Annotated in this window: 12 protein-coding genes; 1 reads left to right on the top strand and 11 read right to left on the bottom strand. The window is 59.9% G+C overall.

Features of this window, described 5'->3' with window-relative positions; all coding sequences use genetic code 11:
* Nucleotides 1-171: 171 nt before the first annotated feature.
* From J3P73_RS04200 to J3P73_RS04185, 4 genes are all read right to left on the bottom strand, one after another.
* Nucleotides 172-1,134 (bottom strand): flagellin N-terminal helical domain-containing protein, encoded by a 963-nt coding sequence (locus J3P73_RS04200; RefSeq protein ID WP_130687605.1) that lies wholly within the window; start codon nucleotides 1,132-1,134, stop codon nucleotides 172-174.
* Between the two features lie 300 nt (nucleotides 1,135-1,434).
* Nucleotides 1,435-2,346 carry a flagellin N-terminal helical domain-containing protein gene (locus J3P73_RS04195; protein WP_130654616.1) on the bottom strand — a complete coding sequence of 304 codons (912 nt, stop codon included), beginning with the start codon at nucleotides 2,344-2,346 and terminating at the stop codon, nucleotides 1,435-1,437.
* 247 nt (nucleotides 2,347-2,593) lie between these two features.
* Nucleotides 2,594-3,502: a flagellin N-terminal helical domain-containing protein gene (locus J3P73_RS04190; RefSeq protein ID WP_027685980.1), complete on the bottom strand. Its 909-nt coding sequence runs from the start codon at nucleotides 3,500-3,502 to the stop codon at nucleotides 2,594-2,596.
* 282 nt (nucleotides 3,503-3,784) lie between these two features.
* The gene (locus tag J3P73_RS04185) at nucleotides 3,785-4,690 is read right to left on the bottom strand and encodes a flagellin N-terminal helical domain-containing protein (RefSeq protein ID WP_018072576.1); all 906 of its coding nucleotides are present in this window, start codon (nucleotides 4,688-4,690) and stop codon (nucleotides 3,785-3,787) included.
* 430 nt (nucleotides 4,691-5,120) lie between these two features.
* On the opposite strand from J3P73_RS04185, the gene J3P73_RS04180 reads away from it, so the two are divergent.
* Entirely contained in the window at nucleotides 5,121-7,094 is a 1,974-nt protein-coding gene (locus J3P73_RS04180; protein WP_207579779.1) for an O-linked N-acetylglucosamine transferase, SPINDLY family protein, read from the top strand.
* Between the two features lie 184 nt (nucleotides 7,095-7,278).
* On the opposite strand, the gene fliP is transcribed toward J3P73_RS04180, so the two are convergent.
* From fliP to flgG, 7 genes are read right to left on the bottom strand one after another with little or no spacing between them, the layout of a single operon-like run.
* Nucleotides 7,279-8,016 carry a flagellar type III secretion system pore protein FliP gene (fliP, locus tag J3P73_RS04175; protein WP_130654613.1) on the bottom strand — a complete coding sequence of 246 codons (738 nt, stop codon included), beginning with the start codon at nucleotides 8,014-8,016 and terminating at the stop codon, nucleotides 7,279-7,281.
* Nucleotides 8,013-8,519 (bottom strand): flagellar basal body-associated FliL family protein, encoded by a 507-nt coding sequence (locus J3P73_RS04170; protein WP_018072573.1) that lies wholly within the window; start codon nucleotides 8,517-8,519, stop codon nucleotides 8,013-8,015. Before J3P73_RS04170 ends, fliP begins: the two co-directional genes overlap by 4 nt.
* A gap of 12 nt (nucleotides 8,520-8,531) precedes the next feature.
* Nucleotides 8,532-9,248 carry a flagellar basal body L-ring protein FlgH gene (gene flgH / locus J3P73_RS04165; RefSeq protein WP_130771116.1) on the bottom strand — a complete coding sequence of 239 codons (717 nt, stop codon included), beginning with the start codon at nucleotides 9,246-9,248 and terminating at the stop codon, nucleotides 8,532-8,534.
* Nucleotides 9,245-9,787 (bottom strand): MotE family protein, encoded by a 543-nt coding sequence (locus J3P73_RS04160; protein ID WP_018493763.1) that lies wholly within the window; start codon nucleotides 9,785-9,787, stop codon nucleotides 9,245-9,247. Before J3P73_RS04160 ends, flgH begins: the two co-directional genes overlap by 4 nt.
* Nucleotides 9,784-10,905 carry a flagellar basal body P-ring protein FlgI gene (locus J3P73_RS04155; RefSeq protein WP_003556532.1) on the bottom strand — a complete coding sequence of 374 codons (1,122 nt, stop codon included), beginning with the start codon at nucleotides 10,903-10,905 and terminating at the stop codon, nucleotides 9,784-9,786. Before J3P73_RS04155 ends, J3P73_RS04160 begins: the two co-directional genes overlap by 4 nt.
* Nucleotides 10,902-11,384 (bottom strand): flagellar basal body P-ring formation chaperone FlgA, encoded by a 483-nt coding sequence (gene flgA, locus J3P73_RS04150; RefSeq protein WP_018072569.1) that lies wholly within the window; start codon nucleotides 11,382-11,384, stop codon nucleotides 10,902-10,904. The genes J3P73_RS04155 and flgA overlap by 4 nt, the downstream gene beginning before the upstream one ends.
* 15 nt (nucleotides 11,385-11,399) lie before the next feature.
* Complete coding sequence (gene flgG / locus J3P73_RS04145) at nucleotides 11,400-12,188, bottom strand: flagellar basal-body rod protein FlgG (RefSeq protein ID WP_018072568.1); 789 nt, start codon at nucleotides 12,186-12,188, stop codon at nucleotides 11,400-11,402.
* Nucleotides 12,189-12,201: the final 13 nt, after the last annotated feature.

Genomic DNA, 12,201 nt, shown 5'->3' with positions numbered 1-12,201 from the left:
CATGCCCGCCCCCGCTCAAAGTGACGTTGTGCGCCGGCATCGCCTTCGAAACGGGCAAGGGCCTGACCTTGCGCCGGCACGGATTCGGACGATGCCTTCATGCCGGAAACTAGGCAGTCAAACTTGCGCGAGGATGAATGGCGCCGCCGCCACCCGTGATCGCGCCCGCCCCTATTCCAGCAGGATCAGGATCTTGCTTGCGGCCGTGTTGAGGATCGAGATCGCTTCGACGGCCATCTGCTTCTGGGTTTCGATCGCCTTCTGCCGGATCGAAGCCTCGTCCATGTCGGTATCGACGAGCGCACCGACGCTCTTGTCGATCGAATCGGACAGATCGGCGGTATAGTCGATCTGATCGTCGATGCGCGTCTTCATCACGCCGATGGACGCGGCCGTCGTCGTCAGCGAGGAAAGCAGCGAGTCGGTGACGTCAAGCATGTCGGTGAGTTGTGCATCGGTGGTGTTCTTGCCAATCGCAATTTCCGTACCTGTCGCCGGCGTGGTGGAGTTGGCGTTCAGCAGATAATAGTTCCGTGACGTCGCGCCGCTGTTGTTGATCGTATTGGCATCGACCGACTTGGTCAGCAGGCCGCCGCTCGCATTGTTCTTGTCGATGAGGATGGTCTGCGACGATGGGAAATCGATGGTCTGCGCCTGATATTCGCCGGTCGGAGCGCGCACGAAACCAGAGATCACCTGCCATGTCGGCGGCGCCGCGGCATCGCCGTTCAACAGCCAGTTTTCACCCGCAAACGACGTCGATTCGACGACCGTCTGCAACTGTTCCTTGTATTCGCTGATCTCGGCGTTGATCTTGTCCTTGTCAGCGCCTGGTTCTCTTGCCGAAACCAGCTTGGCGCGAATCTGGCCGATGAGATCGATCGCCGAGTCCATCGCCGTGTAGGTCGCATCCACCTTGGCAGCGCCGAGACCGAGCGCATCTCCGATCGTTCCGAGATTGGTGCTGTCCGAACGCATGACGGTCGCGACCGACCAGTAGGACGCATCGTCGGCGGCCGTCTCGATACGATATCCCGAGGACACCTGCTGTTGGGTCTGGTTGGCTTCTTTGTTAATGCTGCGCAGCACCGCAAGCGCATTCACCGCGGCCGCGCTGGTAATCTTAACGGTCATCGACAGGTCTCGGAATCGGGGTGAAAGGGCAGGCCGGATTGCCGGCGGCGACTGAAGTGGCGTCATGCCTCCGGCAGAGTTTCTACCGGTGTGTCGCAAAAGCAAATCAACTCGAGGCGAAGTTAACTCGATACCAACCTGTTGGGCAAGAGCGCAGCACTGAGGCTGGCGCGGCGATCGCAATGCCGACCAAAGCATTGATATAAAAGAAAGAACCGCGCCATTTCGGGCGCGGTCCGGGAGGCTTTGCGTTTGCTGCCAGACAATGGCGCAAGATTCGGTCCAGTTTCAGCGCCTGATTTAGCTGCGGAACAGCGTGAGGATGTTCTGAGCGCTGGAGTTGGCGATCGACAGCGACTGGATGGCCAGCTGCTGCTGCGTTTGCAGCGCCGTCAGCTTGCTCGATTCCTCTTCCATGTCGGCATCGACGAGGCGGCCGACGCCCGAGTCGATCGAGTCGCTGAGCGCGCTGACGAAGTTTTCCTGCAGATCGATGCGCGTGGAAATCGAGCCGAGCTGCGATGCAGCCTTGGTCATCGCCTCAAGGCCGGCCTCTATTGACGTCAGGGCCATGGCGATCTCAGGTGAGCCGAACGTGCTGATATCCATCGAGTAGATCGAGCCGATCGTACCGGATGATGTGCCGAGAATGCCGGAGCTCGTCTCGATCGTGCCAGTCGAGGTCATGCCGAAGAGGACGTTGCCCGTGGAGCTCGAGTTCAGAATGTAGTCCGTTGTCTTGACCGAGACATTGCCGTTACCGTCGCGCACGAAGGTGGAAACGACGCTCTTGGTGCCGTCAGCGCCGGCAACCCAGTTTTCACCGGAGAAGGAAGCCGATTGCGCGATGCTCAGGAGCTGCTGCTGCAGCTGGCCGATTTCTTCTTGAATCTTGGTCTTGTCGACGCCCTTTTCGGTCGCGGCAACGATCTTCGCCTTGATTTCGCTGATGATGTCGATGGCGCTGTCCATGGCAGAGTAAGCGGTGTCGACCTTGGCGGCGCCGAGGCCGAGAGCGTCGGAAACGGCGGAAAGCGCCTTGTTGTCCGAACGCATGGTCGTTGCGATCGACCAATAGGCGGCGTTATCGGCTGCCTTTTCGACGCGGTAACCCGATGATACGTGGTTCTGCGTCGTCTCAAGGCTGTCGTTGATTCCACGGAGTGTCTGAAGCGCGGCCATCGCCGCGACGTTTGTCAAAATGCTGGTCATGAAATGATTGCCCCTTGTTGGCAGATGGAAAAAAGGGACATTCCGGAAAGCTACCGGGAACGGGGACCAGCCTCATGCCTGTTAACCGGTTCTTAAATTTGGTTAACCCGCCGTCTCGTTGACCGCAGAAGACAGCATTATGGTTAATCAACCGTTAACGGAAACAAAAAAAGCCGCGCTCCATCGAAGCGCGGCTCGATTCCGAGATGCCCGCCGGAGACCGGCGGGCCGATGTTTCGGCGGGTTATTAGCCGCGGAACAGCGTGAGGATGGTCTGCGAAGAGGAGTTCGCAATCGACAGCGACTGGACCGCCAGCTGCTGCTGGGTCTGCAGGGCGCTCAGCTTGGAGGACTCTTCTTCCATGTTGGCATCCACGAGACGGCCAACACCGGAGTCGATCGAGTCGCTGAGAGCGGACACAAAATTCTCCTGCAGCTCGATGCGCTTGGAGATCGAACCGAGCTGAGCGCCGGCGCTGGTCATGGACTTCAGAGCCGCTTCAACGTTGGTCAGAGCCGACTGGATTTCGCCGAGGGTGAAGTTGGTGATGTCCATTGCGTAGACAGAACCGGTCGCACCATTCGAACTGCCGAGGATGCCCGTGGAGGTTTCGACCGAGCCGCCGCTCATGCCGAACAGAACGTTGCCCGTGGAGCTGTCGTCGAGAATATAGTCGGTCATCACGACCGAAACGGCGTTGGAGCCGTCGCGGACGAACGAGGCAACAACGTTCTTGGTGCCGTCAGCACCGGCAACCCAGTTTTCACCGGAGAAGGAAGCCGACTGAGCGATGCTCATCAGCTGCTGCTGCAGCTGGCTGATTTCTTCCTGGACCTTGGCCTTGTCGACGCCGTTTTCAGTGGCGGCAACCAGCTTGGCCTTGATATCACCGACGACGTCGATGGCGCTGTCCATGGCGGAGTAAGCGGTGTCAACCTTGGCGGCGCCGAGGCCGAGAGCGTCGGAAACGGCGGAAAGTGCCTTGTTGTCCGAACGCATGGTCGTTGCGATCGACCAGTAAGCAGCGTTGTCGGAAGCCTTGCCGACGCGATAGCCGGACGAAACGTGAGCCTGGGTTTCCTGGAGACCCTGGTTGATGCCACGGAGAGTCTGGAGGGCTGCCATTGCAGCGTTATTGGTGTTGATGCTCGTCATAGTTTGCTTGCCCCTTGTTGGCAGATTTTAAACAGGGACATTCCGGATTTTCGGCCGGCCCACAGCGATCAGCATCATGCCTGTTAACCATTTCTGTTAAGGTTAACTCGCCGTTTCGATAGGCCTAGAAAACACCAAGATGGTTAAGGAAAGCTGAATTCGAATTTGAAATTACTTAAAAATATCTGATGGTTAGAAGGATTTTCATTAACCTTATATTAAAATATTTCGCGGCCGGGGATGACCCGGCCGCGAGACTTGGAAACCTTGTGCCGACCGGTCTTAGCGGAAGAGCGACAGGATGTTCTGCGAAGAGGAGTTGGCGATCGACAGCGACTGGATCGCCAGCTGCTGCTGGGTCTGCAGGGCGCTGAGCTTGGAGGACTCTTCTTCCATGTTGGCGTCGACGAGACGGCCGACACCGGAGTCGATCGAGTCGCTGAGAGCCGACACGAAGTCGTCCTGGGCGTCGATGCGGCTGGAGAGCGAGCCGAGAGCAGCGCCGGCGCTGGTCATGGACTTCAGAGCTGCTTCAACGTTGGTCAGAGCCGACTGGATCTGGCCGGACGTAAAGCTGGTGATGTCCATCGCGTAGATCGAACCGGTCGCACCACTCGAAGTGCCGAGGATACCCGTGGAGGTTTCGACCGAGCCGCCGCTCATGCCGAACAGAACGTTGCCTGCAGAGCCGCTGTCGAGAACATAGTCGGTCGTGGTGATCGAAACGGCGTTGGAGCCGTCACGGACGAACGAGGAGACGACGCTCTTGGTGCCGTCAGCGCCGGCAACCCAGTTTTCACCATTGAAGGAAGCCGACTGAGCGATGCTCAGGAGCTGCTGCTGCAGCTGACCGATTTCTTCCTGGACCTTGGCCTTGTCGACGCCGTTTTCAGTGGCGGCAACGAGCTTCGCCTTGATGTCGCCGACGACGTCGATGGCGCTGTCCATGGCGGTGTAAGCAGTGTCGACCTTGGCGGCGCCTACGCCGAGAGCGTCGGAGACGGCCGAGAGAGCCTTGTTGTCCGAACGCATGGTCGTTGCGATCGACCAGTAAGCAGCGTTGTCCGAAGCCTTTTCAACACGGTAACCAGAAGAAACGTGGTTCTGCGTGTTGTTCAGGTTCTGGTTGACGCTACGCAGCGTCTGGAGAGCGGCCATTGCGGAAGAATTCGTGTTAATGCTTGTCATAAGTCTGTCCCCTGGAAACTAGATACAAAAAGGAGGACATACCGGACTATAGTACCGGCGATGACGGACCAGCTTCATGCTACTCGGCGCCTGTTTTGTTTGGCCCAAACCCGTCATGTCCAGGGCAATCTCGCAGCCAATGCTTGCCAACTCCTTAAAAATACAGACCCTCGGCCGGCTCCTCACAGGGCATAGTTAATGCCTTCTCACAAGGCTTAGTTAACGCCTGCTGAAGATAATTTTTGGCATCCGAATTCGAGCGGCAGAAGCGAATTTTACCGGCGGAAGCGGCGCTTTCCTGGGACAGTCGAGGCTTTCTGGACAAAGCAGGCACTCATCGCGCCACCGGTTTCAAGCAAGCTTCGAATGCCAGTATGGCAGATGCCGGTATAGCATCATCGGACTGACCTCGTTTTGGGGAGGATGGTCCATGCGCGCTTCGGCGATCGACAGCCATGCCAGAATATTTCCTTCACGGAGTTGGGTTTTGAACAGCAAAGTTTCGTTCTCTGCGGCATCCAAGGATTACCAGATGGGCCGCTACACACAGTCCTTGGCGACGCTCAACCAGTTGATGGATATCCAGCCGGACGCCAAGACCTATGCGCTGCTGGCCAAGAACCTCGTGCAGCTCGGCTTCAAGGCCGATGCCGCGAAAGCCTATGGCCTGGCCGGCAACTGTGAAGGACCGAATTCCTACGAATACCAGAAACACGCGGCTAAGCTGCATTACGAGACCGGCAATGAGGACGATGCACTGCTGATCGCCATGCGAAACCTCAGCAAAGCGCAGGAAGACCCGGAGCTCGCCTTCATCATCACCGCGATCTATCTGAAGCGCCAGCAGCGCGATATCATCCGTCCGTTCAAGACGGTGCTGTCGCAGAGTGCCAACCCCGATCATATGCGCCTGGCGGCCCTGCTGCTGAGCGACGATCTGAACGATGCAACCAACCAGAGCCTCTCGCGCAACCTCTTCAAGCGTTTTCCCGGCAATCTCGCATTCCGTTTCCTGCATCTGGTTTTCGCCCGCGAATTCAATGATTTCGAAGAGGCAAGCAAACACCAGGCGGTGATCGATGCCTCACTCGCAAAGGGCGATGTCGAGATCCTGCGCAAGGATAACCCGTTCTATCATCTGCACTGGTGCGGCAACGAGGATTTCAACCGGTATGCGACGATCGGCACCACGCCCCTTAACCCGGAACGGGTGGCCTTCCGCCGCAACCAGCCGCACAGCTGGTCGGACAAGATCCGGATCGGCTACATGTCATCAGACTTCTGGGATCGCCACGCAACGATGAAGCTCTTGCAGCGTATCCTCGAACTGCACGACAAGGACCGGTTCGAGGTGACGCTCTTCTGCCATACAGGCCCTGAGTACCTCAAGCACAACAATACCGACCGCAGCCGCTGGGGCCGGATCGTCACCGTTCACGGCTTCTCCGACCAGGGAATGCTGGCAGCGGTGCGTGAGCATAATATCGACATCATGGTCGACCTGAAGGGCCATACTTCGGGCAGCCGCGCGTCAGCCTTCAATTTGCCGCTCGCGCCGGTGCATGTCGGCTGGCTCGGTTTCCCCGGCAGCACGGTCAATATCGATCTCGACTACGTCATCGGCGACCATTCGGTATTGCCCGAAGTGACCAAGCCCTTCTACCATGAGAAATTCTGCCGGCTGCCGGAGAGCTATCAGCCGAACGACCCGATGCATCGTCCGAAGCCACGCCCTGTCACCCGCGAGCAGCTCGGCCTGCCAGAAGACGCCTTCATCTTCGCGTCCTTCAACGGCAACCGCAAGATCACGCCGGAGACGATCGAAAGCTGGTGCCGCATTCTCAAGCGCGCGCCGAACACCGTGCTCTGGCTGATGGCGAACACGCCGCGCAACCAGGCAAACCTGCTGAAGCAATTCCAGGCGGCGGGGATCTCCGCCAAGCGGATCATCTTCTGCCCGCGCGCGCCCTATGAACAGCACATCGACCGCCAGCAGGCGGCCGACCTCGGCATCGATACCTTCCCCGTCAACGGCCACACGACCACCTCGGAGCAGCTCTGGGGCGGCCTGCCGGTCCTGACCGTCAAGGGTACCAATTTCGCGTCACGCGTCAGCGAGAGCCTGCTCAGGGCCATCGATCTGCCCGATCTCGTCGCGGACGACCTGCAGGCCTATGAGGACATGGCTGTCGAACTGGCTGAAAATCCCGGACGGATCGCTGAGTACAAGGCACATCTCAAGGAGAAGCGCTATATCGCGCCGCTCTTCGACGCCGAACGGTTCTGCGACCATCTGGAGCAGGCCTATGAAATCATGGCCGAGCGTTCCAAGCAGGGTCTTGCACCCGATCACATGGACATTCCGGCGCTGCCGCCGCGCACGGCGCCGTTCGCGGCCGAGTAAGGCTTTTTAACCGCCACGAAAAAACCCGCCGGAGCGATCCGGCGGGTTTTCGCATTGGCGAAGACTAGAGCGGCGGCGCAATCTTTCAGATTCGCTCCTCGCGCTTCAGGTCCTTGTTTTTACGCATGTCGTTATCGCAAAACCGCTGCACAGTTTTGCGCAACATGCTTTAAGCGGCAGCCGGTCAGTTGAACGATCGCACCAGGCTGCCGACCAGCAGGTTCCAGCCGTCGATCAGCACGAAGAAGAGAATCTTGAAAGGCAGCGAGATCGAGGTCGGCGGCAGCATCATCATGCCCATGGCCATGGTGATTGTGGCAACGATGAGGTCGATGACGAGGAATGGCAGCACGACGAGGAAGCCGATCTCGAAGCCGCGGCGAATTTCCGAAATCATGAAGGCCGGGATCAGCACGCGGTAGTCGATCGGATCGGTCGTCTGGATATTCTGTCCGCGTTCGCGCGCCAGATCGACGAAGAGCGCCAGATCCTTGTCGCGGGTATTGGCCGCCATGAAGGTGCGGAACGGTTCGGCGATACGCTGAACCGCCTCGGTCTCGTTGATCTGATTGGCAAGCAGCGGCTGCACGCCGTTCTGCCAGGCCTGATCGAAGGTCGGCGACATGACATAGAAGGTCATGAACAGCGACAGCGACAAAAGGATCATGTTGGAAGGCGTCGAGGAGAGGCCCATCCCTGAGCGCAGGATCGAGAAGGCGATGATGAAGCGCGGGAAGCTCGTCACCATGATCAGGATGCCCGGCGCGACCGAAAGAATGGTCAGCAGGCCGAATGTGCGGATGATCCAGGCGGCGACGGAGCCATCGACCGGCACGTTCAACAAGTCAGTCGGAAGCTGCTGTGCCACCGCCAGTTCCGGTACCGCCATCATGGCGGCAAGGAAAACTATGAATCGAATCATTCGATGACAAATGTCCTGAACATGACCTTCGATACCCGCCCTTGCGAGCGAAGGTCAACTCGTTCCTGTATGTCATCCTTGAGATATTGAAAGCCGCGCGGCCCCTCGATCTGCTGAAGGGAAACGGTTCTGATATAGGCGAGGATATCCTGATGAATATCCTCGGAAACCTTGACATCCGGCGGCCCGTTAAACAACAGCGCGACTTCGAGTCGGACCCAGTTTTCCGAGGGGTAGGCGAGGTTCGACGTGATCGGTTCAAGCTGGACGACGTTGTTGGCCTCGGTCGAGATGCGCGCCAGACCTTCCTCGGCCTTCTTCTTGGCCTCGGCATCCTTGGCCTGCTCGATCTCCTTGGCGCCCTTGATGTTGGGCGCGACGATCGTGCCGACCGCCCAGCCGCCGCCGGCGCCGAGCAGGGTCAGGACGGCGATGCCGATGATCGTCATCAGCGAGCCGGATTTCTTCTTCGATTGACCTGCGCTTGCGTCTGGCTCTGCCATCGTCGTTCAGCCTCAAAGCGGCGAGAAAAGATCGACGGCCTGCTGGCCGCGCGGAGGCTGCTGCACTTCCATCAAGCGGCCGCGGCCACCATAGGAGATGCGGGCTTCGGCGATCTTGTCGTAGGAGATCTGGTTTTCGGCATTGACGTCCTGCGGACGAACGATACCAGCAACGTTCAGGATGCGCAGTTCCTGGTTCAGGCGGACTTCCTGCGAGCCCGATATGACGAGGTTGCCGTTTTCGAGAATGCCGGTGACGACGGCGGCGACCAGAAGGGTGAGCTTGTCGGTGCGCTCGATCTTGCCCTTGCCGTCGGTGCTGGTGTCGGAACCATAGGTCAGGTCGGTCTTGGACTCGGGCGTCCAGCCGAAGATCTGGGCGTTGACGTCCCAGTTCATGCCGCTCGAATTCTTGCGGCTGCGGTTGGTCTCGTTGTCGAAGGAGCCCTTGTCGTTGATCTGGATGTCGACGGTCAGGATGTCGCCGACGTTGAGCGCGCGCGCATCCTTGAAGAGAGCGGCCTGCGAATCGCTCCACAGCGAATAGCCCTGGGCGACGGCGCGCGGCTGCTTCGGATAAAGCGCCATCTGCGGGGTCTGGCCATAGGCGAGGCCGCTGCCGATCGGGCTCATGGCAGGCGCACGGCCGATCTCGCTGACCGCCGTCGGAGACTGGCAACCTGCGAGGAGTACGAGGGCGGCGATCGCGGCCGGGAAACGCATATTCATGAAGGATCCTTCGACGTATTGGGATCGGACGCACTGGCGATGACGCTGGCGATGACAGCGGCCTTTTGCGGGTCCATCTCGTTAAGGATGAGGCTCGACTGCCGCGGGCCGAGCCGCATGATCACGGCGGAGGCCACCTCGATCTTCATGTCCTGCAGCTGAAGTGCGGCCGCATCCGGCTTCATCTTCCTGTAGATCTCGGTGAGGCCGGCTTCCGCCTGCTTCAGGAAATCATCGCGCCGCTTCAGCCAGTCCTGGTATTCGGTCTTGCGCTTGTCCATTTCCGCCATGCGGGCGTCGATGTCGGCGCGAAGCTTTTCCAGTTCCTGCTTCTGCAAGAGGTAACGCTGGTCGCGGGCGGGATCGGCAATGTTGGTGCAGAACTGCTTGATCTCGTCCTGGGAGGTGATGTCTCCCGCCGGCGCATGTTCCTGCGCGAAGGCGCCGGGGATCGACAGAAGGACGAGGCCCGCGGCCGGCAGCGCCAACCGGCGTAGCAGTTGCAGGACCGTCATGTCACGGTTGATGATATCAATCATTGCAGCACAAGCTCCGCCTGCAGGGCGCCTGCCGACTTGATGCCCTGGAGAATGGCGATGATGCCATCCGGTTTCACGCCGATATTGTTGAGGCCAGCGACGAGGGTCCTGAGGTCGGGGCCGTCGATGATCGCGACGCGCCCACCAGTCTGCTCGGCGGCAATATCGGTCTGCGGCTGGACGGCAGTCCGGCCTTGCGAGAAGGGTTCGGGCTGGATGATCTGCGGCGTTTCGGTGACCTGAACCGTGAGCGTGCCGTAGCTGACGGCAACCGGCGAGACGCGGACATCCGAGCCGATGACGATCGTTCCAGTGCGTTCGTTGATGACCACCTTGGCCGGTGTATCGGTCTCGACGATGAGATTTTCGATATCGGCCATCAGCCGGGTGAGATCGGCCGTGCGCGGCTTCTGGATCACGACTTCCTGCGAATCCTTGGCTTCGGCAACCGGGCCGCCGAAGCGCGCCGAGGCATAACCGTTGACGATGTCGGCGATACGGATCGCCGTCGAGAAGTCGGGGTTGCGCAGCTGCAGGACGAGATTGACAGAGTCCTTGAAGCGGGACGGCAGTTCGCGCTCGATAATCGCACCGCCGGGCACGCGGCCGGCGGTGGTGACGCCTTCGGTCACGGTCGCCGCCTGGCCCTGCGCCTGAAAACCGGAAACGATAGCGGCGCCCTGCGCAACGGCATAGATTTGGCCGTCGGCACCGGAAAGCGAGGTCATGACGAGCGTGCCGCCGCGTAGCGACGTCGCATCACCGAGCGAGCTCACCGTCACGTCGATACGGCTGCCGGGGCTTGCGAAAGGCGGCAGGTTGGCGGTGACCATCACGGCCGCAGTGTTCTTGGCGTTGGATTGGCCGCCCTGCGTCGAGATGCCGAGATTCTGCAGCATCGCGCGCATCGACTGCTCAGTGAAGGGCGAGGACCGGAAGCCGTCGCCGGTCCCCTGGAGGCCAACAATGAGGCCGTAGCCGATCAGCTGGTTATCGCGGCCGGCCTGAAGGGAGGCGATGTCCTTGATGCGGGAGGTCAGCGCCCAGGCGGGCGCGACATCAGCCAAACTCATGGCGAGAACCGCGACAAGAGTGACGAAACGGAAGAACAATTTCATTTTGCCCTCACATGGACCGTGCCGTCTGCAAGCACCGTGCCGCTGACGATGACGCCGGAATCCATATTGCGGGCGCGGACGACCTGCCCGGTCGCGCCGTCTTCAAGCGGCGTGCCGGCGGCGGAAATCGTCATCGCGCCGAGCGAGAAGACCAGGCGGATCGAAGAGCCACGGGTCACCGTATAGGCCTCGCGCAGGGCCGAGACCGAGATCGTGCGGCCCGGTAACAGCGTGCGCTTGGAAACCATGCCTTCGACCTGCGAAACGGATTTGGCATAATCGCCGGCGAGGTTGGGGTTGGTGACCTCGACCTCCTGGAGCTGGCTGGCCGACAATGTGTCGCCGGGGTAGATGATCGTCGTCGGGACGACGGCATAACCCATGCCGGCATCCGCCGACGCGGGCAAGATAATGCCCGCGACTGCGATCGTGGCTGCTGCCACCCATCCTGAGATGTGTCCTGCCCGGCAAAACATCATGTTTCGGCCCTTCCCTTACTTCAGGTTCTTGCTGACGATGGAGGCCATTTCATCAGCGGTGGTGATCACCTTGGAATTCATTTCATAAGCGCGCTGTGCCGAGATCAGCTCGGTGATTTCCTTCACCGGGTCGACGTTCGAAGATTCCAGATAGCCCTGCTTCATGTAAGCGAAACCTTCCTCATCGGGATTGCCGATGACGGCTTCGCCGGAGGCCGGCGTTTCCTGGAAGAGATTGTCGCCGAGTGGCTGGAGACCCGCCTCGTTGACGAAGTCGGCAAGCGTCAACTGACCGAGTACGGTCGCATCCGTCGCACCCGGCAGCTTGGCTGAAACCTGGCCGGAGCGGCTGATCGTCAGCTCGGTCGAGCCCGTCGGAATAGTGATGCCGGGAAGGACCTCATAACCATCGATGGTGACGAGCTGGCCCTGGTCGTTCTTGTTGAAGGCGCCGGCGCGGCTGTAAAGCGTCGTACCGTCGGTCGACTGGATCTGGAAGAAGCCCTTGCCGATCAGCGCCACGTCGAGATCGTTGCCGGTCTGGGTCAGTTCGCCCTGGAGATGCAGGTTGCGGACCGCCGAGGTCTGGACGCCGAGGCCGATATTGGCACCTTCCGGAACGACGGCCTGGTTGGCGCGGTTGGCGACACCCTTGGCACGTTCGGTCTGGTAGAGAAGATCCGAGAATTCGGCGCGGGCGCGCTTGAAACCCGTCGTATTGATGTTCGCGATATTGTTCGCGATGACTTCCAGATTGGTCTGCTGGGCATCCATACCCGTTGCTGCGATGGCGAGCGCTCTCATGTGTTCGTCCTCA

This window comes from Rhizobium ruizarguesonis, from assembly GCF_017357285.1.
Classification (GTDB): domain Bacteria; phylum Pseudomonadota; class Alphaproteobacteria; order Rhizobiales; family Rhizobiaceae; genus Rhizobium; species Rhizobium ruizarguesonis.
This window is presented reverse-complemented; position numbering and strand designations above follow the sequence as displayed.

Excerpts from the sequence above, each read along its gene's own strand:
- J3P73_RS04200 (WP_130687605.1), bottom strand. The coding sequence starts at position 1,134 with ATGACCGTTAAGATTACCAGCGCGGCCGCGGTGAATGCGCTTGCGGTG.
- J3P73_RS04195 (WP_130654616.1), bottom strand. The coding sequence starts at position 2,346 with ATGACCAGCATTTTGACAAACGTCGCGGCGATGGCCGCGCTTCAGACA.
- J3P73_RS04190 (WP_027685980.1), bottom strand. The coding sequence starts at position 3,502 with ATGACGAGCATCAACACCAATAACGCTGCAATGGCAGCCCTCCAGACT.
- J3P73_RS04185 (WP_018072576.1), bottom strand. The coding sequence starts at position 4,690 with ATGACAAGCATTAACACGAATTCTTCCGCAATGGCCGCTCTCCAGACG.
- J3P73_RS04180 (WP_207579779.1), top strand. The coding sequence starts at position 5,121 with ATGCGCGCTTCGGCGATCGACAGCCATGCCAGAATATTTCCTTCACGG.
- fliP (WP_130654613.1), bottom strand. The coding sequence starts at position 8,016 with ATGATTCGATTCATAGTTTTCCTTGCCGCCATGATGGCGGTACCGGAA.
- J3P73_RS04170 (WP_018072573.1), bottom strand. The coding sequence starts at position 8,519 with ATGGCAGAGCCAGACGCAAGCGCAGGTCAATCGAAGAAGAAATCCGGC.
- flgH (WP_130771116.1), bottom strand. The coding sequence starts at position 9,248 with ATGAATATGCGTTTCCCGGCCGCGATCGCCGCCCTCGTACTCCTCGCA.
- J3P73_RS04160 (WP_018493763.1), bottom strand. The coding sequence starts at position 9,787 with ATGATTGATATCATCAACCGTGACATGACGGTCCTGCAACTGCTACGC.
- J3P73_RS04155 (WP_003556532.1), bottom strand. The coding sequence starts at position 10,905 with ATGAAATTGTTCTTCCGTTTCGTCACTCTTGTCGCGGTTCTCGCCATG.
- flgA (WP_018072569.1), bottom strand. The coding sequence starts at position 11,384 with ATGATGTTTTGCCGGGCAGGACACATCTCAGGATGGGTGGCAGCAGCC.
- flgG (WP_018072568.1), bottom strand. The coding sequence starts at position 12,188 with ATGAGAGCGCTCGCCATCGCAGCAACGGGTATGGATGCCCAGCAGACC.